This is a genomic window from Cetobacterium sp. ZWU0022 (assembly GCF_000800875.1).
Lineage (GTDB): Bacteria > Fusobacteriota > Fusobacteriia > Fusobacteriales > Fusobacteriaceae > Cetobacterium_A.
The window spans coordinates 1-21,050 of sequence record NZ_JRJZ01000089.1 but is presented as its reverse complement, the minus strand read 5'-3'; the positions used below and the strand labels follow the sequence as shown (position 1 = coordinate 21,050).

The window sequence follows — 21,050 nt, the reverse complement described above, 5'->3', positions numbered from 1 at the left end:
GAGGAGAAAGTGGAAAAAATATCGGGAGCAAAAATAGTTTTAGAGACACTAAAATATTTAGGGGTTACAGATATTTTTGGATATCCAGGGGGAGCCGTAATTCCTATTTATGATGCATTGTATGATTTCAAAGGAATAAATCACTATATGGCAAGACATGAGCAAGGAGCAGTTCACAGTGCAGATGGATACGCAAGAACTAAAAAAAATCCAGGAGTTTGCCTAGCCACATCAGGACCAGGAGCAACAAATTTAGTCACAGGTATTATGACAGCACACATGGATTCGATTCCGATTTTGACAATAACAGGTCAGGTAGGAACTGCAGCTTTAGGGAAAGATTCTTTTCAAGAAAGTGATATTATTGGAATAACATCACCAATAACAAAAAATAACTATTTAGTAAGGAGTCTGTTTGAGTTACCTAAGGTATTGAAAGAAGCGTATGAATTATCTAAGCACGGAAGACCAGGGCCGGTGTTAGTAGATATCCCAAAAAATATTCAAGAGCAGGAGATGGAGTATTCTCAATTTGAAGAACTTTTAAAAATTGAAGTGGAGAGTATTAAAAAATTTAAATCGTTATACACAGAGAAAGAGATTTTCGACTTTGAAAAATATTTGAAGAATTCTAAAAAACCAGTTTTGATTGTAGGAGGTGGAATTTTAAATAGTAGATGTGTCGATGAGGTTAGAAAGTTTGCAAATAGAATAAAAATTCCTATAGTTTCCACTCTTATGGGATTAGGAATATTTAATAGAAGTGATGAGGAGTATCTTGGAATGATTGGTATGCATGGATTAAAAGAAGCTAATAGAGCTGTTGATGAATGCGATCTGCTTATAGCTATTGGAATGAGATTTGATGATCGAATTGTAGGAGATAAAACAAAATTTTCACCGAATTCAAAAAAAATTCATATAGACATAGATAGAGCTGAGATGAATAAAAATATAGTTGTAGACTTACCTATTATAGGGGATGCAAAGGAGGTATTGGAAAGAGTTTTAAAATTAGATTTAAAAGAGAATTTTCAAGAGTGGCGAACGACTTTAAAAAGAGATGAATTTATAGAAAAAGAGTGCTTGAATCAACTAGCAGTTTTAAATGTTTTAAACGAAGTTATAGATGAAAATTATATAGTGGTTACAGATGTAGGACAACACCAGATGTTTACAGCTCAGTATCTAGATATAAAAAAACCATTTCAATTTTGCACATCAGGGGGAGCAGGAACCATGGGATATGGACTTCCGGCTGCAATAGGGGCACAAGTGGCAAACAGAGATAAAAAAGTGATACTGATTGTTGGAGATGGTGGTTTTCAGATGAATCAACAGGAGTTAATTTTATTAAGACAATATAATCTGCCTGTGAAAATATTGATATTTAATAATGGGGCTTTAGGAATGGTTAAACAATGGCAAGAGCTTTTCAATAACAGAAGATATTCGAGTGTGATTTTGGACATAAATCCAGATTTTGTTAAATTGGGAAATGCTCATTTCGTGGATGGTGAAAGGATAGATAATCTAAAAAAATTAAAAAATATTAAAAAGTTTTTAGAAAATGATAAGCCATACCTTTTGGACATTAAGATGTCATATGATCATAATGTTTATCCAATAATACCAGCAGGAAAATCTTATGAGCACACAATCGGAGGTGAGTAATTATTGGAAGCAAAAAGAATTCTTTTGATTATGAAAAATAAACCAGGTGTTTTGAATAAAATATCTGGATTGTTTCAGAAAAGGGGAATAAATATTGAAAATATAACTGCAGGAGAGGGATATCCAGAAGAAACAGTTCGAATGACAATAACAGGTTTTTGGGATGAGTATACATTGAATCAAGTAATTGTACAAGCTGAAAAATTATTTGATGTTGAATTTATAAAAGCATTTTGTAAAGAGAGTGTTTTTAGAGAGTTGGTTTTAATAAAGGTCAAAGTTGATTCTAAAAGTCGACAAGAGTTACTTCAAATTTTAGATATTTATAGAGGATCAGTAGTAGATGTTGGACTTCATAGTTTGATTTTAGAGTTGACAGGGGATATAGGAAAAATAGATGGGTTTTTAAAATTGATTAAAAACTTTGAAATATTGGAGCTCGCCAGAACAGGTGTTTCTGGAATGACTAGAGGGATTGAGATTTAAAATAAAAAATAAAATTTTGAGGAGGAGAGTTATATGAGTTTATCAGGAAAAAAAGTTGTGGTATTTGGATATGGATCTCAAGGGCATGCACACGCACTAAATTTAAAAGAGTGTGGATATGATGTCAGTGTAGCTTTAAGAGAGGATAGTGGAAGTTGGGATAAAGCAGAGAAAAATGGATTCCAAGTTTTAAATTTGAAAAATGGAGCGGAAATTGCAGATGTAGCAATGCTTTTAGTACCTGATGAAAATCAACCGGAACTATATAAAAATTATTTAAAAGACGGACTTAAAGAGGGTGCCTTTTTAGGATTTGCTCACGGATTTAATATTCATTACTCACAAATTAATCCAAGAGAAGACTTAAATGTTTTTATGGTTGCCCCAAAATCTCCAGGGCACAAAGTTAGAGAGAAATTTTTAGAAAAAGAGGGAGTTCCAGCTTTAATCTCAATTTATCAAGATCCATCAAAAGAAACCTTGCAGTTAGCAAAAGATTGGGCAAAAGGCGTTTGTTTAGATTTAGGAGTTTTAGAAACTACTTTTAAAGAGGAGACTGAAACAGATTTGTTTGGAGAGCAAGCTGTTTTGTGTGGAGGATTAGTAGAACTTATGAAAGCAGGGTATGAAACTCTTTTAAATGCAGGGTATGATGAGAAGTTAGCATACTTTGAGTGTGTTCATGAGATGAAGTTAATAGTAGATTTGATTTATTCGAAGGGATTTGCGGCAATGAGAGAATCAATCTCTAATACGGCTGAGTATGGAGATTATGTAACTGGTAAAAAAATTGTTACAAAAGAGAGTAGAGAAAATATGAAAGAGGTTTTAGAGAATATTCAGAATGGAAGATTTGCAAAAGATTTTATCTTGGAAGGTCAGACTGGATATCCAATTTTAAAAACGATGAGAAATAGATGTAAAACTGATAAGATCGAGTTAGTTGGAAATGAATTGAGAGATATGATGTTTTCGAAAAAATAGTAAAAATTTGAAAATGTAAACAAAATGAAGTATGAATTTAAGGATAAAGAGTTTGTAATGGGGTGGAAAAAATCATAAACTGAAGAAAGACCAGATCATGAAAATGATTCGGTCTTTTTTCATAGATACTTCAATTATTTAAAGTTTTTACTTTAAAATTGCTTCAATGGTAAGTTGCATTTTCTCTCTTAGATTTGAATCCTCTAATAAAATAGTCGAAATTAAATCAAAGAGATACATAGTTGAGAATTGTGTATTTATAAAATCTCTTTTATTTATAAAATTAGATGCACAGATTAGAATTAAATTATCAGAAAAATCTTTTAAGCTACTATTAGGTAAACTAGTGACTCCAATTGTTTTAGCACCATTTTTTTGAGCTACTCTAAAAGAATTCACAAGTTCTTTAGTTTCTCCAGAGATAGAGATTCCAATAACAAGATCACTTTCTTTTAAAATGGCACTATTTATAATCATCATATGTGAATCCGTGATAGAAGAGACATTGAATCCCATTCTTAAAAGTCTTTGCATAAACTCTTGGGCACTTAAACCAGAACTCCCAACTCCATAGATATATATTTTTTTTGCGTTTTTAATATCTTCAATAACTTTTAGAATGAGTTCTTTATTAAGAAGTTGATTTGTTTTTTCAACAACCTCTGTATAATAATCGTGAACAGCAGAAAAGATATCCTCCTCTTTATTAGAAGAGTTTGCAGATTGAGTATTCAGCTTCATCTTCATTTGAACGAAACTCTCACAATTTATTTTTTTTGAAAATCTTGTAATAGTTGAGGTTGAAGCTCCAATAGCTTTTGATAAATTTGTGATAGATATATTTTCAATATTATTTTTATTTTCTAGGATATAGTTAGCAATCTCTTTTTCTTTAGAGGAAAAACTATTGTATTTTTGTTTTATTTCATAGATTACATCCAAAAAAGTACCTCCCATGGAATATGATAATATAATAGTATCACAAATATTTATTTAAAAAAACTGTTATTTGTATGATATAATTATTTTTGAGAAAGATTCTATTGGAGTGATTTATGGAAAAGAAAATAAGAGTAACATTACCAAAAAGAATAGCTGAAATATTAGAGAGTGATATTGAAGAATTTTTTATAAAAAAAAATACATTATTGAATTATCTATATGAAGAGTATGCAAAAGAGGATTATACAAAGCTAGAAGTTGAGGTTGATAAAAATGAAACTTCAGTTATACAGTTCAATTTAAACAAAAAAAATCTTAGAGGATATTATAACTTTTTAGAGGAAAACAGGATTCAAAATGAATCAGAATTTTTTAGAGAGATTTTAACTGATTACTCTGAAAATTGTAAAAAGAAAAGAGAGCTTTTCCTTTTCAAGGAAAAAGTGGAGAGAATTAATGATTCTATTGCCGAGAGAAAATTGATAAAAGTAAACTTCAGAGATGGTAAGAGCATTGAGGTTGAACCATATTTGATTGAGAGTTCTAAGTTAGAGGTTGCAAATTATCTGTTTTGTTATAATTTAAAAGAAAAATTGTGGAAAAATTATAGAATAAAATATATAGATTCAGTTTATACAAAAAATAGCAATTTTAAAATAAGAGATATCGATTTTGTTCAAAGGATGAAAGAGGATTTCGATCCATTTATTTCTTTTGGGAAAAAAGTAAAGATAAGATTAACAAACTCTGGAGAAAATCTGTTTAAAGAGCTTCAAACAAATCGGCCTAAAGTTATTCAAAAAAATTTAAATGAATATATCTTAGAGTGCTCTGAAGAGAAAGCTAAAAGATACTTTAGTTTCTTTTTAGATGAGGTAGAGATTTTAGAGCCGATTGAATTGAGAGAGTGGTTTAAAAATAAATACGAGAAAGCTTTAGAGCAGTATAAAAAATAAAGGAACCACGCTGAAAAAATTTCAGCAGGTTCCTTTTTTTATTAAAATTTAAAATTAAGACATTTTTTTTAGTTCGTCAAGAGAATAACCTAAAGAAACACCTTTATCCCATCTAATAATAGGAGTTTTAAATAGAACAGGACTTTCTAAAAGAAGTTCCTCAGTATCATAAACCATGTATTCTAAGTTTCTTTTTTTATATTCATTACTAGATTTATCTAATAGCTCTTCGATATCAAAATATCTTAAAAAAGTTTCTAATTCTTTTTTAGAAGGGGCTTTTTCAATAAGATCAATAAATTGAAACTTGATTACTCTCTCTTTAAAAAATCTTTGAACTTTTTTAGTTTCATTGCAGTTTTTTCTACCAAAAATTTGTATTATCATATCACACCTCTATATATCTCCATTTTCCCTGTCTAAATCTGTATAAACAAGCAATTCCTCTGTAAGTTAAATCTATAATCATAACCATCCAAGCACCATTCAATCCAAAGTTAAATACATAAAGGAAAAGATATGTCATAGGGATTCTTATAAGAAACATTCCTAAAGATGTTATCCAAAGAACAGATTTAGTGTCACCAGCACCTCTTAAAGCACCGCTTAAGACCATAGATACTGCAAGTATCGGTTGAGCTATTGAAACTATTCTAAGTGCAGAACTAGCCATAGGAACAATGTTTTGTTCTTTTGTAAACATAGATATAACAAATTTAGGGAATACCATAAAGATAAATCCAAATGCAGTCATAACAAACATAGCTAAAAACATGTTTAGATAACCAGCTTTTTTAGCATCTTGGTATTTTTTAGCTCCAAGATGTTGACCAACAAGAGCAGTTCCAGCAACTGAGAATCCCAATCCTAAATTGAAAGAGAATGATTCAGCTGTAAGGGCAATTTTATGTGCTGCATACTGAAGTGTCCCTAAGTTTATAACCATAGCTTCAAATATAAGCATTCCAATTCTAAATATACTTTGTTCACCAGCTGATGGCAACCCAACTTTTATAAGCCTTTTGCAAACCTCTTTTTTTATTTTGAAATCTTTTTTAGTTAAAGCAATGCAATAGTTTCTCTTATATATAATAAGGAAAGAGAAAATAAGTGTAACTACTCCTCTTGATATTGTAGTTGCAATTCCAGCTCCCAAAACTCCAAGATTTAATACAAAAATAAATATGTAGTTAAGAAGGATATTAGAGAAAATACTTATAGTGTTGTTAATCATTGGAATCTTTGATTTACTTATAGATCTAAACCCATAAGAGAAAATGATATTGAAACATAGGAATGGAATTCCTAAAGAAACAACTTTTAAGTAACTTAAAGCATCACCAATAGGTTGGTTTTTACTGATAAGTTCTAAAATGTTTTTTCCAAAAATGATAAATGCAACTGTGACAATAAGAGCGGCAGGAATTCCTAAAATTAAACTTTGACTCATGCCATCTCGAGCCTCAGAGTAGTTTTTAGCTCCGTATGCTCTACTAACCATAGCTGTAGTTCCAACACTTATAGCAAAGAATATTGGTATTACAGTTAAGATAGGTGCAGTTCCAAGTCCTACTGAAGCGATTGCTTCGGGACCTAGTCTTCCAACCATGATTAAGTCGAAGAAGCCAAGTAATGTTTGTACGAACATATCGACAATAGTAGGTAAAGCAATTGTAAAAATTGATAAAATCTCATTTTTGTTTTCTCTCCATAAAGAGCGAAGTTGTTTCAAAATAATCCCTCCAAATTTTCATTCTAAAGGGTATTATATATTAAAAAAACTAAAATTGATATATAAAATTTTTAGCAGGTAATTTTCTTTGAATAATACCATTTTCATATAACCAGTTTATATTATTTTCCCAAATATTTTCATTTTGATCTAAGAATTTGGCATTTTCAGTTTCCATAATTGGCAACAGAATCTCTAAGCTTTCTTTCTCAACAGTTTCACTCAGAGGAAACTGTTCTACAGCTTGTTTTGAAAGTAAAAGTTTTAAAGCTTCTTCGGGGTTGTTTTGCACGTCGTAGAATCCTTTTCTCATAGCCTTTAAAACTTTTTCATAGCTGTCTTTGTTTTGATTTAAAAGTTCTTCATTTGCAACTAAGATAAGTTCATAAGCTTGAGGAATACCAAAATTATCTATTAGGAAGTAATTTATATCAATTCCCTTCTCTTTTATAACAGGAACCTCGTGATTAACCATATTTCCGATTGTAAAATCAACTCTATTTGTTATCATTGCAGTTAGAAGCTCAAAGCCAACATCGATTATTTTTAGAGATTTAGGGTCTAAGTTTTTAAATTTCATCATAGAGTTAAGGTATGTTTCGGACAAGATACCACCGCTTGTTCCAGCAATTTTATTTTCAAAATCTTTAGGAGATGTTATATTTTTTTCTTTTAAAGAGATAACTGTATTTACAGATCTTTGAAGAACAGCTCCAAAAGATTTTATAGGAACATCTTCGTTTGTTTTCGCTATAACGACACTATTTAGATAAGATATTCCAATATCAGCTTTTTTTGCAGCTGGTAAAGTTAGAGAATCAGATGGCGAAGATGGATATATAATATTAAGTTTTATTCCTTCCTCTTCAAAATATCCCTTTTCAATTGCAGTATATAAAAAAGAGTGAACAGCATTAGGATACCAATCTAAAATTATAGAAACTTCTTTCAAATCTTTAGTTTTTTCTGAATTTTTTGAGTTACAACTTAAAAATAGAGTTGTTAAAATAAATAAAGTCAGTAGTTTTTTCATTATTTTCTCCTCCAATGTAAAATTTTATTTTCTAAACTAGTAATCATTCTAACCAAAATAATTGCTAAAAGAGAGATGATTACAATAGGAGCAAATACTCCAGCTCCATCAAGTTGAGACATCATTCTTTTACTGAAATATCCAAGTCCAGAAGTAGCTCCAAGCCATTCACCAATTGCAGATCCTATTAAAACTAAAGGAACACTCATCTTTAAAGCTGAGAAAAAATTTGGAAGTGCTCTAGGTAGTTTCAGTTTGAAGAAAATCTGTATTTTTGTAGCTTTTAAGCTTTTGAAATAATTAATCTCATCTTTTTCGATGTTTTGGAATCCGTTGTATATAGTTATGGTTATTGGGAAAAATGAGATTATTACAGAAACAATAACTTTACTCCAAATAGAATAACCAAACCATAAGATGAAAATAGGTGCTAAAGCTGTGATTGGAATAGTTTGACTCGTGACAATCAAAGGATAGATCGAGTCATAAACTATCTTATTAAAATCCATAGCAATAGCCAAAGTAACTCCTAATATTAAAGTCAAGATAGATGCAGTAACGGCTATTGTTAAAGTAGCGGGTAGATGAGTCAAAAAAAGACTCTCTTTTAAAGTCCATATTTTAATAAGAATATTTAAAGGAGTTGGAAGAATATATGCTTTATTTATAGCTTTTCCTAAAACCTCCCAGCACATAAAAAATATTAGTATAGACAGTGTTCCAGGATTAAATTTTTTCATTGTCAACTCCCTTCACAGATGTTAGAATCTCTTTTTTTAACTTTGCTTTTTCCTCAAATGTCATATTTTTAGGAACTGTAAACTCATCAAATGATGAAATTGGTTTTTCCTTACAAACTAATATACGATTAGATAAAAACATAGCCTCGTCAATATCATGAGTAATAAAGATCATACTTTTTTGAAGAGTAGTTAGACTATTTAGAAGCCACTTTTGTAAATCTTCACGAGTGATGGCATCAAGAGCAGAAAATGGCTCATCTAAAAGTAAAAGCTCTCCTTTGTTCATAAGAGTTCTTATTAAAGATATACGCTGTTTCATTCCACCAGAAAGTTCATCTGGATAGTTGTCAGCATAGGATAAAAGATTAAATCTTTTTAAAAGATTTAAAGCGTTTTCTTTTTCTTTAATCAGATCACCCTTTTCAATCTCAATTGGAAGAAGAATATTTTGAAGAATGGTTCTCCAAGGTAGCAAAGTATCCGACTGAGGCATGTACGAGATACTATTTATAGATATATCTCCGTTAGTTGGAGTTTCAATATTTGCTAAAAGTTTTATGATGGTTGATTTTCCACAACCACTGCCACCAACTATACTGATAAGTTCGTTATTCTTAACATTAAATGATAGATTTTTTAAAATCGGAAGTTCATCATTATAATTAAAAGTAAGATTGCTAACATTAAGAATATCCATTTTAATGAGACCCCTTATATGACATATCCCAGAATTTATACTCGTAGATACTACAGTTGATAAATATAGTTTTTAGATGCTCTTTCTCTTCTTCAGAGATATTTGCACAATATTTTTCAACAATTTCAATATTCCAATTTGTAAGTTCTTCATAGGTAGATGATGAATATGTTTTAATCCAATCCCCATAAAAATCTTGCTCGATTCCATAAAGTTCTTTTAATTTATCACCAATCATTTTATAACTCCACATACATGAAAGAGCAGCAACAGCAATCTCTTTTATATCTCCACAATGTGAAACTGAAAGCATATAACTAGTGTAAGATACATTATCTAAAGTTGGTTTCACTCTCGAAATATCCTCTTCAGTAATGCCTAATTTTTTCATATAAACTCTATGTATTCCCATCTCAGAGTTTAAGATTCCATCTGTAAGTTTTGCAAACTTTTTCATATCATTTTCATTTTTACTTTTTATAACTCCTAGAGCAAAAAGTTTTGCATATTCTAAAAGGTATAGGTAATCCTGAATAATATAAAACTTAAATTTTTCTTTGTCTAAACAGTTTTCTCCAATCTCTTTTACAAATGGATGCTCGTAGTAGCTATCCCAAATATCTTTTGCACTTAAATATAACTCTTTTGAAAACATAAAATCCTCCTGTAAAATTCTTTAAAATAAAAAAAGCTATTTTCCAAAAAATTAGGAAAATAGCTTTTAGAACACAATTATAGAAGATAAATGTGTGTTAAGACTACTTCCCTACGCTAGTATTAACTAGATCAGGTTCTAAGGGTAAAATCTCAGCCCGAAGGCACCCCTAGTAGTTTATAAATTATTTAATTATTAGAACGGGAATTCGTCCTCATCGAAAGATGATCCACCGAAGTCATCTTTTGATGGTGCCTCAGCAGCTCTTGGTGCTGAGTATGATGGTGTTGGTGCGAAGTCGTTTGATGGAGAAGCCTCTCCTCTTCCTTCAACAAACTCCATACTTTCAACTAGTACATCGTAACTAGTTCTTTTTTCTCCATTTACTTCATATCTATTCATTTGAAGTCTACCGTTAACAGCAACTTTTCTTCCTTTTCTTAGGTACTCACCAATAAGTTCAGCTGTCTTTCCGAAAGCGACACAGTTGATGAAATCTGCTTCACCTTTAGAAAAAGGTCTGTCAACAGCTAAGCTAAATCTTGAGTAAGCTTTACCACTTTGTCCAAATTTAAGTTCAGGATCTCTAGTTAAACGTCCGATTAATACAACTAGATTCATAAATACCTCCTATATTTTAGTTTATACATTCAAATTATAACAGAAAAATAGAAAAAATAATATTTATTTATAAAATAATTTTTTTTATAAAGGTAGTCTGTATGGTATAATAATATGAAAAATGTAAAAAGAATGAAAGGGGATAAAGATGAAAAAAGCAGTTTTATTAGATGTAAGTGCAATAATGTACAGAGCTTTTTATGGAAATCTTAATTTTAGAACTAAAAATGAGCCGACAGGAGCAGTTTATGGATTTATAAATACACTATTAAGTGTAATAAACCAGTTAGAACCTGATTATATAGGAGCTGCGTTTGACGTTAAAAGAGCGACTCTAAAAAGAAGTGAGATGTTTAAGGATTATAAAGCAAAAAGAGATGCAGCCCCTGAGGATTTAGTAGTTCAAATTCCAAGAATAGAGGAACTTTTAGATTGTTTTGGAATAAAAAAATTTAAAATAGATGGCTATGAAGCAGATGATGTACTTGGGAGCTTGGCTAAAGATTTAGCAGCGAAAGGAATTGAGTCGTATGTGATAACAGGAGATAAGGATTTATCTCAAATTTTAAACGACCATGTAAATATAGCTCTTTTAGGAAAGGGAGATGGCGGAGGTTTAAAAATACTTAGAACTGAAGCAGATGTAATCGAACAGCTAGGTGTAAAACCAGATATGATACCTGATCTGTTTGGATTAATTGGAGATACGAGTGATGGAATACCGGGTGTTAGAAAGATAGGGTCAAAAAAAGCTATACCTATGTTAGAAAAATATGGTCATTTAGAGGGAATATATGAAAATATAGATTCGTTAACAGAACTTCCAGGGATTGGAAAATCATTAATAAATAATTTAATTGAAGATAAAGAGATGGCGTTTTTAAGTAGAGAGTTAGCTACTATCCAATATATACATTTGGATTTAAAAGATGAAGAGTTAGAATATAAAAGAGATAATGTAAGATTGCTGGAGTTCTTTAAGATGTTAGAGTTCAAATCTCTGATAAAAAAGTTAGGACTTGAAAATCTAGTAAATACAGAAACTTCACAAATCTTATCTGAAGAAAAAACTGAACCACAAATGACATTGAATATAGAGCCAGAGAAAGAGAAGGTTGTAGCTTCGACTCCGGTAAGTGGCGGAATGCAGTTAGGATTATTTAATTTTACAGCTCCAGCCCAAACAACAGTTTCGGATGAAAAAGGATTTTTCGTTTTAAAAGGTGAAGAAATTTTTAAAAAGTTATCTTCTAATGAGAAAGTAGCAATCTATCTAGGAGATAAAGGAGTAGCAGCTTCTTTAAAAAGTAGAGATTACTATTTACCACTAGATGATAGTGAGAGTATTGACTCGTTTAAAAAACTATTAGAATCAGATACTCAATTTATATCTTACGGATTTAAGAATATTTTAAGAAAAGGTTACTCTATAAAAAATATGGAGTTTGATACAATGTTAGCCTATCATCTTTTGACATCTCAAACTAGAGAAGAGATTGAGGTTATGTTAAGAAATGTTATAGAGGAAGATGTTGAGAAATATTCAGATGTATTTGGAAAAACCAAAATAGATGAGATATCAAATGAAGAGTATGGGAAATTTTTAGCTAAGAGAACTCGAGGAATGTTATTAGCATATCCAGAGCTTTTAAAAGAACTAAAACATAATAATCTATACGAAGTACTGAAAGAAACAGAGATGCCTCTAATAAAAGTATTAGCAGCTATGGAGATAGAGGGAATAAAAATATGTCCAGAATATTTTGCAGAGTATAGCTCTGAATTAGAAAAAAAATTAGAAGGTTTAACTAATAAAATATATGAGGAAGCAGAAGGTGAGTTTAATATTAACTCTCCAAAACAATTGGGCGAAGTTTTATTTATCAATCTAAATATCCCACCTGTAAAGAAAACAAAAACAGGATTCTCAACAGATAGTGAAGTTTTAGAAAAATTAGATGAACAAGGTTATCCAATAGCTAAATATATTTTAGAATATAGAAAGTTAAGTAAGTTAAAATCGACATATGTAGATCCACTTCCTAAGATGGCAGATGAGAACAATAGATTACATACAACATTTAATCAAACAGGAACAGCAACAGGAAGATTGTCATCATCAGATCCGAATCTTCAAAATATACCTGTTAGAACAGAAGAGGGAATGAAGATAAGAGCTGGTTTTGTAGCTAAAGAGGGCTGCGTACTTTTAGGTATAGATTACTCTCAAATCGAATTAAGAGTTTTAGCGGAGATATCACAGGATGAAAACTTGATAAAAGCTTATGCTGAAAACTTAGATTTACACAGTTTAACCGCTAGAAAATTGTTCCAATTGTCAGATGAAGAGAGTGTATCGAGAGAGCAAAGAGATGCCGCGAAAACAGTAAACTTTAGTATAATATATGGAAAAACAGCATTTGGATTATCTCAAGAGTTAAAGATAACTCCGAAAGAAGCTTCTGATTATATCAGTAGATATTTTGAGCAATATCCTTCAGTGAAGCATTTAGAAAAAGAGATTATATTGTCTGCTGAAGAAAATGGATATGTTGAAACATATTTTAAAAGAAAAAGAATAATAGATGGAATCAATTCAAACAATAGAGTTATAAAAAGTCAGGCTGAAAGAATGGCTGTAAATACAGTTATCCAAGGAACGGCTGCTGAGGTTTTAAAAAAGGTTATGATAAATTTATACAATCTTTTAAAAGATAAAAATGATATTCATATGTTACTTCAAGTACACGATGAACTTATATTTGAAGTGGAAAAAGATAAAGCCTTAGAGTATAAAACTGAAATAGAGAAAATAATGAGAGAAAGTATAAAATTCTCTAAAGTAAAACTAGAGGTAAATAGCTCTATAGGACAGAATTGGTCTGAAACAAAGTAGGAGGAAAGATTGTGTCGTATACTTATAAAGTAAAAAATGAGATACTTCATAGGTGTGAACTATCAGAAGATGAAAAGTACGCTGAAATAAGAGCGATACTCTTATTGAAACACGCCATAAATGAGAATAGTATAGAGTTAAAATTAGAAAACAAAGAGATAGCAGAAAGAATATATTCAATGCTGAGAGAGTTAACAAAGTTAAAGATATTTATAAAGTTCTCTAAAAGTAAAAAATTTGGAGAGCATAATACATATGTAATAAATATACCATCTCAACCGGGTGTAAAAAAATTTGTAGATGATTTAGATAAATATAGTTTACACAGTGATAACACAGATGAAACAATAGAAAAAGGATTTATAAGAGGAATGTTTTTGGGATGTGGATATATAAAATCTCCTGAGAAAGAGTATGCTTTAGATTTTTTTGTAGATAATGATGAGTTAGCTGATGATCTGTATAATCTTTTAATAAAAATGGAGAAAAGAGCATATAAAACCATCAAAAGAAATAAACCTTTAGTTTATATGAGAAATGCCGAAGATATTATGGATATAATAGTTTTGATAGGATCGATGAAAGAGTTTTATAACTATGAAGAAACTACTATGATTAAAGATTTAAAGAATAAAACCATCAGAGAGATGAACTGGGAAGTTGCTAATGAAACGAAAACATTAGACACAGCTAGAAAACAGATAAAAATGATAAATATAATTGGAAATAGGATGGGATTAAATAATCTTAGTCCTGTTCTTGAAGAGATTGCCTTTTTGAGATTGGAAAATCCAGAGGCTTCTTTACAAGAGTTAGCAGAAATAATAGGAATATCTAAATCTGGAATAAGAAATAGGTTTAGAAGATTAGAAGAGATACATAATGAACTTTTAGAAAAAGAGAGAGAAGCATAAGGGGAGTACTATGAAGATAATAGACGATATTTTGCTAACTGAAGAAAAATTTGGAGATGTTTATGTTGCTATAGGAGCTTTTGATGGGATTCATATGGGTCACAGAGAGTTGATATCTAAAGCTGTCGAAAAAGCAAAAGAAAATGGAGGGAAATCGGTAGTATTTACCTTTTTGAATCATCCTTTAGAGATTACAAATAGCATTAAAGCACCTAAATTGATAAGTTCTTTAGATGAAAAGATTCATATAATAAAATCTTTAGGTGTAGATTATTTAATTTTACAACCTTTTACTAAAGAGTTCTCAAGTATGAGTCCTGAGCAATTTGTAAAAACAGTTCTTAAAAATACTTTGAATACAAAAGAGATTTATGTGGGATTCAATTTTTCTTTTGGAAAAGGTGGAAGAGGAACAGTTGGGAATTTAAAAGAGTTTGCTAAAGTTTTGGATATTGAAGTAAATGTTATAGAACCTGTAAAATTAGAGGAACAGATAATAAGTTCGACTTTTATAAGAGAGATGTTAGCGACTGGGAATCTAGATATCGCTAATAGATGTTTAGGGCAGCCATTTTTGATTATTGGCGAGGTTGTTCACGGAAGGAAGTTGGGGAGAATTATGGGGTTCCCAACAGCTAATTTGAAAATTCTAAATAAAATATATCCTCCGTTTGGAATATATGGAGGTAGAGTTAGAATAGAAGGTGAAGAGAGTAGTTGGAATGCTGTTATCAATATCGGAAAAAATCCAACACTGAAACCTGATGAGAGAAGTATCGAGGTACATATATTGGACTTTGATAGAGATATATATGGGAAAAGAATATATGTGTCGTTAATGGAGTTTTTAAGAGAGGAAAAAAAATTTAATTCGATGGATGAGTTAAAAGAAACAATAAAAAATGATGTTCTGAATTGGAGAGCTAAGGTTAAGGTAATAGAGGATGGAGATAGTATTAAAGATAGATAATTTTGAAGGACCGTTGGACCTTTTATTACATCTTATAGAGAAGAAAAAAATGAAAATATCTGAAATAAAAATATCTCAGATTATAGATGAGTATCTTCAATTTATAGAAAAAGCACAGAGTGACAATTTAGGTATAAAGGTAGAATTTTTAGAGATCGCTTCAGAACTCTTAGAAATAAAAGCTGTATCGATATTGAGTGTAAATAAAGAGGAAGAGAAAGAAAAGGATTTAAAAAGAAGACTAGAGGATTATAAAGTATTTAAAGAAGTAGCAACAGTTATAGCAACTATAGAGTGTGAATACAATATAGCTTATACAAGAGGAGAGGGAAGAAAAATCACCAAAAATATCCCGAAAGAGTTTGATTTGACAACTTTGAAACTCCAAGATGTTTTCAATAGCTATGTTAAGTATCTTCCTAAAGATGAGGAATATTTAGAGATTGAAGTAGAGAAAAGATACTCTTTAAAAGAGGAGATGGATAGAATAAAGGTGATACTTTATTCAGCAGAGAAAACTGTAGTAGATCTTTTTAGAAGAGCAGAGAATAGGACACATTTAGTTTATATATTTTTAGCGATATTAGATTTATATAGAGATGGAATTATATCAATAGAGGGTGAAGGTAGCTTAAAACTCTTTAGGAGGGACTAAGTTGGAATATAATTATAAAATATATACTCCGGAGCGGTATGCTTTAAGTATGGCAAAAGTATCGCTAGAAAAATGTTTAGAAAAAATTTCGAATGAGAATTTTTTAGATATAAAAATAGTGGATATCTCTTGTGGATCAGGAAATCTTCTTTTAGCTATGTTAGAAGAGTTGTTGAAAACTTCTAAAAAGATATTTGGAGAATATAGATATAGCGAAAAGTGGTTAACAGGGTATGATATAGACTCAAAAGCATTGAATATATTAAAGAAAAGAGCGGAGGCTCTTTTCTTTAAATATGGAATAGATGGAGAGTTAAACTTAAAAGAGTGTGATTCACTTTATGAGATTATAGATGAAAAGTATGATATTGTTATTGGGAATCCACCATATTTAGGCGAAAAAAACCACAAAGAAGTTTTTCATACAATAAAAGAAACAGATTTTGGAAAAAAATATTATAAACCCAAAATGGATTACTTCTATTTTTTTATTGAAAAAGGAATAGATATTTTAAAAGAGGATGGGATTTTAGTTTATTTGACAACAAATTATTGGTTGAAGGCTGATAGTGCTGAAGGTTTGCGAGAAAAGTTGAGGCTAGAGGGAGAGTTTTTTAGAATTGAAAACTATAGTCACTCTATATTTAAGGATGCGATAGGACAACACAATATCATATTTTATTGGCAGAAATCTAAAAGAAATAGCGAAGTTTTTATACAAGATGATGAAATAGAATATACGATTGAGCAGAATAATATTTTTGCCCAGGAGCACAGTAAAATAATTTTAATACCACCGTTTTGTAAAAAAAATATCGAGAAGATAAGAGGCAACAGTAATAAAACATTGGGAGAGTTATTGAATGTAAATCAAGGTATAGTTAGTGGAGCAGATAGAGTTTTTGTTTTTAATGAGTACAAAGAGGAGTTTAAAAAATATTTAAAACCTTTTTACAAAAATAAAGATATAGGAAAATATGAGGTTTCTAAAAAACCACCGTTTTGGATAATATATTTGAATGGAAAATCAGAGCTCGATGATAAATTGATGAACTATCTTTTAGAATATAAAGGTAAATTATCTTTGAGAAGAGAGGTTGTCAATAATAGAATAAATTGGTGGGAGCTCCAATGGGCAAGAGATGAGGAGATATTTTTAAAACCCAAAATTGTTGTTAGACAAAGATGTAAAACAAATAACTTTGGATATACAGAAGATCCTTTTTATAGTAGTGCTGATGTATATTATTTGACGGCTAAAAATCCAGAGATAAATTTATTTTATATTCTTGGTTATTTAAACTCGAAAGTTTTTTATTATTGGTTTAATTATATCGGTAAGAAAAAAGGAAAGAATTTAGAGTTTTATTCAACCCCTTTAAAAGAGTGTCCGTTGTATTATCCAAATGAAGAGAGTGAGATCAAGGTGATTGTTGATTTAGTTAGAAAACAACTTGAGAGTTATAGTGAAGATATTCAAAAAGAGATAGATCTTTATTTTAGTAAGATTATGAATATAGATATAAGGGAGGAGCAATGAGCTCCTCCCTTTAGTTTTATTTTATGATTTTAATTATAATGCTTTTATGTCATTAGCGATAAATTGTGCTTTAGCACCAAATATAGCTTGAACTCCATTTTGTCCAACTTTTAAAACTCCAGAAGCTCCTAATCTTTTTAACTCAGCGTCATTAACGATTGAAGAATCTTTAACTTCAAGTCTTAATCTTGTGATACAAGCATCAACAGAGATTATGTTTTCTTTTCCACCAAGAGCAGCAAGAACTAAAGCAGCTAATTCACTTCCTTCAGCTTTTGGTGCATCATCAAGATCAGATCCAACTTCTCTTCCAGGAGTAGCTAAATTGAACTTTCTAATGAAGAATCTGAATCCGAAGTAGTAAATAACAGAGAATCCTAATCCAACAACGATAACCATTGGCCAGTTAGTTTTGAATCCTTCAGTTCCAGGTAAAACACCGAACATGATATAGTCAATAACTCCACCAGAGAATGTCATACCAATTCTAACTTTAAACATATTCATTAACATGAATGATAATCCTGCGAATACACAGTGAATTCCATAAAGGATTGGTGCAACGAATAGGAACGAGAACTCTAAAGGTTCAGTTATTCCAGTTAAGAATGAAGTAAGAGCAGCAGAGAATAGAATTCCAGCAGCCATTTTCTTGTTTTCAGACTTAGCTTCGTGATACATAGCAAGAGCAGCAGCAGGTAATCCAAACATCATGAATGGGAACTTACCAGTTAAGAACTTACCAGCTCCAGCGTAAGTAGCTGAATCGAATGAGTGAACTCCATCTTTAAACATTGCGAACCAAATTGCTTGGTCTCCGTTAACAATTTGTCCAGCAGCATTTGTATATTCCCCAAATTGGTACCAGAATGGTGAGTAGAAAATGTGGTGTAATCCGAATGGGATTAACGCTCTTTCTGTTATACCAAATAGTAATGTAGAAATATTTGTATTTGTCTCATTAGCTAAGAAAGAAAGTTGAGCAAGTCCAGCTTGAACTGGTTGCCAGATGTAAGGCATTGCTAAACCTACTAAGAAAGCAAGAACAGCAGTCATAATAGGAACTAATCTTTTACCAGCAAAGAATCCTAAGAAAGCAGGTAATTCTGTTCTATAGAATTTTTTGTAACAGATAGCAGCGATGATACCAGCGATTAATCCTCCGAAAACTCCAGTTTGAAGAGTAGGGATTCCTAAAACTTCAGCGAAAGCTGGGTTTCCAGCAGCGATTCCATTAGCGGCATCTGTAAGTGATCCCATAGTTGTGTTCATTATTAATAAAGCAACAATAGCAGCAAGTGCAGCGATTCCGTCTCCTCCAACAAGACCGATAGCAGCTCCTACAGCAAATAATAGTGGTAAGTTACCAAATATTATTCCCCCAGCTTGCTCCATTAAAGGTATTCCTAATTTGTTTCCAGCAGCAAGGAATATACCAGCAGCTGGTAGAATTGCAACCGGTGTCATTAAAGCTTTACCGATTTTTTGAACTTCAGCAAATAATTTCATAAAACTCCTCCATATATTATATTGTGATAATAAAGAATCATTAAGTCACTAAAAGAATACATTTTATTTTGAAAAAAGTCAAGAAAATTATCAAAATAAATGAGCCTTTTTTTTACGCATCATTTGTGTTATAATTTAACAAAAGAATTTAAAAGGGAGTAAGTTGGGTATGCAAACGGATGAAAAAAATAGAAAATATAAGATACTTGAACCCTTTTTTAAGAAGGAGAAAAAGCTTAGAGATATAGAGAAAGAAACTCAAATATCTTATGCAACACTTAAAAGATGGGTAAGTCAGTACAAGGATTCTGGAGAAAAAGGATTGACCAAAAAAATAAGAGCTGATAAGAACACATTTAAGAAGGTTAACGAAGACGTTTTAGTTCATTTGAAGGCTCTATATAAGGAGTATCACTCTTTACCAGTTACAAAGTTATATGAAAAAGCTAAAAATACTCTTAATTCATATAATAGTATGATAAGTTACCCAACCTTTTTTAGAATAATAAATAACTTAGATGAGAATATAAAACAAAACTCTATAAAATCTGTAAAAAAAGATCAAGTATATGAATATGCTATTATACAAAAAGCAGTACCTATTCCTTTTTTTAATAATAAAAATAAGATTTTTTACCTAACAATATTTTACAATAAAGAAAACTATAAGATGATTAATTTTCTTTTTGAAGAAAAAAAAAGAGATTTAAAAAATCTATTTAATTTTATAAGAGAAAGTATTATAATTGAAGGAGCCTATCCTAAAAATATATCTTTAGATTTTAAGATAGATGGTGTATCGAAGAGTTTATTAAGAAGTGTATTTTTTGAAACAAAAATAAATATTATTCAAGAGGAAGCAGATGAAAATATGCTTGGTTTTGTAAGGTATATAGATACAGATATTTTAAAAGAGTTCAATAGAGAAAAATTAATAACTTTAGACAAAATAAGTAGCTTTATAAAAAAGTATCTTTTTATAGAGATAAATGAAAATAAAAAACTTTTACCAGAAGATATAAATAAACTTTTATATTTTTTAAATAAATATAAAAGAAAAATATATAATAATGGAGTAAGAGTGAAAAATAACTTATATAATAGCCCAACTTTAAAAGAGTACGAAGGAAGTATAGTAGATGTTTTTTATAATGAATTTTTAAAGGAAAGTGTAGATATATATCAAAAGGATAAGTTTATAGATAGTGCTAAATTAATAAAAGAATACTAGGAGAGATTATGGTAAAGAATTTTTTAAAAGGAATTGTAATAGGAATAGCTAATGTGTTACCGGGAGTTTCAGGAGGTACATTAGCAGTAGTGTTAGGAATTTATGATAAATTGACAGAAGCGGTGGGAAACTTTTTAACAGCTTCAATGGAGAAAAAGATAGAATATGCCAAATTTTTAGCTCAAATAGGAGCAGGAGCAGTTTTAGGAATAGTTGCTTTTGCAGGAATTATTTCTAAGATGTATGAGTTATATCCTAAAGGAACAACAGTAGCGTTTTTATTTTTAATTCTACCATCAATTCCAGTTATTTTAAAAGGAGAGAAATTTTTTAAAAAAGAAAATTTAATAGCCTTCTTTAGTGGAGTGGCTTTTACAGGAATTTTTATGTTTTTAACAAAAACATTAGCAGGAGAGGAAGTTGTTAGAACAGCTCAGACAGCTTTTACAGCAGGGTATGGAGTGAAACTATTTTTCTGTGGTATAGTAGCTGCTGGAGCAATGGTAATTCCAGGAATTTCAGGTTCACTACTATTAATATTGTTAGGAGAGTATTATAATGTTTTGGGATATATAAAAAGTTTTGCAATATTACCACTGATATTTTTTGCTGCTGGAACAGGAATTGGATTAGTTTTAGTTGCGAAAGGAATAAATATTCTTTTAAATAAATATAGAAGTTATACATTAAATTTCATTGTTGGAATAATAGTAGTATCATTGATTGAAATTATCCAAACGTTATTCATATAAAGTAACTACTCAGCTAGTAACTAATAAAGTTTAATAGGAAAGATACTTTTTTCAAATTAA

Annotated in this window: 20 protein-coding genes and 1 riboswitch; of the genes, 11 read left to right on the top strand and 9 right to left on the bottom strand. The window is 30.4% G+C overall.

Features of this window, described 5'->3' with window-relative positions:
- Positions 1 to 9 precede the first annotated feature (9 nt).
- The 3 genes from ilvB to ilvC are packed head-to-tail and all read left to right on the top strand — an operon-like array spanning position 10 to position 3,144.
- On the top strand, positions 10 to 1,674 hold the full coding sequence (gene ilvB / locus L988_RS07765) for a biosynthetic-type acetolactate synthase large subunit (RefSeq protein WP_047383152.1): 1,665 nt from the start codon (positions 10 to 12) through the stop codon (positions 1,672 to 1,674).
- A 3-nt stretch (positions 1,675 to 1,677) separates the two neighbouring features.
- On the top strand, positions 1,678 to 2,160 hold the full coding sequence (gene ilvN / locus L988_RS07760; RefSeq protein ID WP_081982912.1) for an acetolactate synthase small subunit: 483 nt from the start codon (positions 1,678 to 1,680) through the stop codon (positions 2,158 to 2,160).
- A 33-nt stretch (positions 2,161 to 2,193) separates the two neighbouring features.
- The gene (gene ilvC / locus L988_RS07755) at positions 2,194 to 3,144 is read left to right on the top strand and encodes a ketol-acid reductoisomerase (RefSeq protein ID WP_047383150.1); all 951 of its coding nucleotides are present in this window, start codon (positions 2,194 to 2,196) and stop codon (positions 3,142 to 3,144) included.
- Positions 3,145 to 3,291: 147 nt separating this feature from the next.
- Here ilvC and L988_RS07750 read toward each other — a convergent pair whose 3' ends face one another.
- On the bottom strand, positions 3,292 to 4,086 hold the full coding sequence (locus L988_RS07750) for a MurR/RpiR family transcriptional regulator (protein WP_047383148.1): 795 nt from the start codon (positions 4,084 to 4,086) through the stop codon (positions 3,292 to 3,294).
- Positions 4,087 to 4,199: 113 nt separating this feature from the next.
- Here L988_RS07750 and L988_RS07745 point away from each other — a divergent pair, with 113 nt between their 5' ends.
- Positions 4,200 to 5,042, top strand: a complete 843-nt coding sequence (locus L988_RS07745) for a WYL domain-containing protein (RefSeq protein ID WP_047383146.1) — start codon at positions 4,200 to 4,202, stop codon at positions 5,040 to 5,042.
- 54 nt (positions 5,043 to 5,096) lie between these two features.
- Here the strand turns inward: L988_RS07745 and L988_RS07740 are convergent, their stop codons facing one another.
- From L988_RS07740 to L988_RS07710, 7 genes are all read right to left on the bottom strand, one after another.
- Complete coding sequence (locus L988_RS07740; RefSeq protein WP_047383144.1) at positions 5,097 to 5,429, bottom strand: arsenate reductase family protein; 333 nt, start codon at positions 5,427 to 5,429, stop codon at positions 5,097 to 5,099.
- Between the two features lies 1 nt (position 5,430).
- Positions 5,431 to 6,774 carry an MATE family efflux transporter gene (locus L988_RS07735; RefSeq protein WP_047383143.1) on the bottom strand — a complete coding sequence of 448 codons (1,344 nt, stop codon included), beginning with the start codon at positions 6,772 to 6,774 and terminating at the stop codon, positions 5,431 to 5,433.
- A gap of 49 nt (positions 6,775 to 6,823) precedes the next feature.
- Positions 6,824 to 7,807, bottom strand: a complete 984-nt coding sequence (locus L988_RS07730; protein WP_047383141.1) for an ABC transporter substrate-binding protein — start codon at positions 7,805 to 7,807, stop codon at positions 6,824 to 6,826.
- Positions 7,807 to 8,547: an ABC transporter permease gene (locus L988_RS07725; RefSeq protein WP_047383139.1), complete on the bottom strand. Its 741-nt coding sequence runs from the start codon at positions 8,545 to 8,547 to the stop codon at positions 7,807 to 7,809. The genes L988_RS07730 and L988_RS07725 overlap by 1 nt, the downstream gene beginning before the upstream one ends.
- On the bottom strand, positions 8,534 to 9,247 hold the full coding sequence (locus L988_RS07720) for an ATP-binding cassette domain-containing protein (RefSeq protein WP_052191750.1): 714 nt from the start codon (positions 9,245 to 9,247) through the stop codon (positions 8,534 to 8,536). The genes L988_RS07725 and L988_RS07720 overlap by 14 nt, the downstream gene beginning before the upstream one ends.
- A 1-nt stretch (position 9,248) precedes the next feature.
- Positions 9,249 to 9,902 (bottom strand): thiaminase II, encoded by a 654-nt coding sequence (tenA, locus tag L988_RS07715; protein ID WP_047383138.1) that lies wholly within the window; start codon positions 9,900 to 9,902, stop codon positions 9,249 to 9,251.
- A 91-nt stretch (positions 9,903 to 9,993) separates the two neighbouring features.
- Positions 9,994 to 10,083, bottom strand: a riboswitch (TPP riboswitch).
- Between the two features lie 14 nt (positions 10,084 to 10,097).
- Entirely contained in the window at positions 10,098 to 10,523 is a 426-nt protein-coding gene (locus L988_RS07710) for a single-stranded DNA-binding protein (RefSeq protein WP_047383136.1), read from the bottom strand.
- Between the two features lie 148 nt (positions 10,524 to 10,671).
- Here L988_RS07710 and polA point away from each other — a divergent pair, with 148 nt between their 5' ends.
- From polA to L988_RS07685, 5 genes are read left to right on the top strand one after another with little or no spacing between them, the layout of a single operon-like run.
- Positions 10,672 to 13,419, top strand: coding sequence for a DNA polymerase I (polA, locus tag L988_RS07705; RefSeq protein WP_047383134.1), 2,748 nt, complete (start codon positions 10,672 to 10,674; stop codon positions 13,417 to 13,419).
- An 11-nt stretch (positions 13,420 to 13,430) separates the two neighbouring features.
- Entirely contained in the window at positions 13,431 to 14,333 is a 903-nt protein-coding gene (gene whiA, locus L988_RS07700; RefSeq protein WP_047383132.1) for a DNA-binding protein WhiA, read from the top strand.
- 10 nt (positions 14,334 to 14,343) lie between these two features.
- Positions 14,344 to 15,303, top strand: a complete 960-nt coding sequence (locus tag L988_RS07695) for a bifunctional riboflavin kinase/FAD synthetase (protein ID WP_047383131.1) — start codon at positions 14,344 to 14,346, stop codon at positions 15,301 to 15,303.
- Entirely contained in the window at positions 15,278 to 15,958 is a 681-nt protein-coding gene (locus tag L988_RS07690; RefSeq protein ID WP_047383129.1) for a ScpA family protein, read from the top strand. The genes L988_RS07695 and L988_RS07690 overlap by 26 nt, the downstream gene beginning before the upstream one ends.
- 1 nt (position 15,959) lies before the next feature.
- A complete protein-coding gene (locus tag L988_RS07685; protein ID WP_047383127.1) occupies positions 15,960 to 17,498 on the top strand; it encodes a TaqI-like C-terminal specificity domain-containing protein in 1,539 nt (512 codons plus the stop codon).
- A gap of 33 nt (positions 17,499 to 17,531) precedes the next feature.
- Here L988_RS07685 and ptsG read toward each other — a convergent pair whose 3' ends face one another.
- Positions 17,532 to 19,007, bottom strand: coding sequence for a glucose-specific PTS transporter subunit IIBC (gene ptsG / locus L988_RS07680; protein WP_047383125.1), 1,476 nt, complete (start codon positions 19,005 to 19,007; stop codon positions 17,532 to 17,534).
- A gap of 169 nt (positions 19,008 to 19,176) precedes the next feature.
- Between ptsG and L988_RS07675 the strand changes: the two genes are divergently transcribed.
- Both L988_RS07675 and L988_RS07670 read left to right on the top strand, forming a co-directional pair.
- On the top strand, positions 19,177 to 20,238 hold the full coding sequence (locus L988_RS07675) for a Mu transposase C-terminal domain-containing protein (RefSeq protein ID WP_047383124.1): 1,062 nt from the start codon (positions 19,177 to 19,179) through the stop codon (positions 20,236 to 20,238).
- 8 nt (positions 20,239 to 20,246) lie between these two features.
- Positions 20,247 to 20,990 carry a DUF368 domain-containing protein gene (locus L988_RS07670; protein ID WP_047383122.1) on the top strand — a complete coding sequence of 248 codons (744 nt, stop codon included), beginning with the start codon at positions 20,247 to 20,249 and terminating at the stop codon, positions 20,988 to 20,990.
- The last annotated feature ends 60 nt before the right edge of the window (positions 20,991 to 21,050 follow it).

Coding starts and splice junctions, on each gene's coding strand:
- L988_RS07675 (WP_047383124.1), top strand. CDS start 19,177: ATGCAAACGGATGAAAAAAATAGAAAATATAAGATACTTGAACCCTTT.
- L988_RS07740 (WP_047383144.1), bottom strand. CDS start 5,429: ATGATAATACAAATTTTTGGTAGAAAAAACTGCAATGAAACTAAAAAA.
- tenA (WP_047383138.1), bottom strand. CDS start 9,902: ATGTTTTCAAAAGAGTTATATTTAAGTGCAAAAGATATTTGGGATAGC.
- L988_RS07670 (WP_047383122.1), top strand. CDS start 20,247: ATGGTAAAGAATTTTTTAAAAGGAATTGTAATAGGAATAGCTAATGTG.
- polA (WP_047383134.1), top strand. CDS start 10,672: ATGAAAAAAGCAGTTTTATTAGATGTAAGTGCAATAATGTACAGAGCT.
- L988_RS07720 (WP_052191750.1), bottom strand. CDS start 9,247: ATGGATATTCTTAATGTTAGCAATCTTACTTTTAATTATAATGATGAA.
- L988_RS07710 (WP_047383136.1), bottom strand. CDS start 10,523: ATGAATCTAGTTGTATTAATCGGACGTTTAACTAGAGATCCTGAACTT.
- ptsG (WP_047383125.1), bottom strand. CDS start 19,007: ATGAAATTATTTGCTGAAGTTCAAAAAATCGGTAAAGCTTTAATGACA.
- ilvC (WP_047383150.1), top strand. CDS start 2,194: ATGAGTTTATCAGGAAAAAAAGTTGTGGTATTTGGATATGGATCTCAA.
- L988_RS07725 (WP_047383139.1), bottom strand. CDS start 8,547: ATGAAAAAATTTAATCCTGGAACACTGTCTATACTAATATTTTTTATG.
- L988_RS07745 (WP_047383146.1), top strand. CDS start 4,200: ATGGAAAAGAAAATAAGAGTAACATTACCAAAAAGAATAGCTGAAATA.
- L988_RS07690 (WP_047383129.1), top strand. CDS start 15,278: ATGGAGATAGTATTAAAGATAGATAATTTTGAAGGACCGTTGGACCTT.
- L988_RS07695 (WP_047383131.1), top strand. CDS start 14,344: ATGAAGATAATAGACGATATTTTGCTAACTGAAGAAAAATTTGGAGAT.
- L988_RS07730 (WP_047383141.1), bottom strand. CDS start 7,807: ATGAAAAAACTACTGACTTTATTTATTTTAACAACTCTATTTTTAAGT.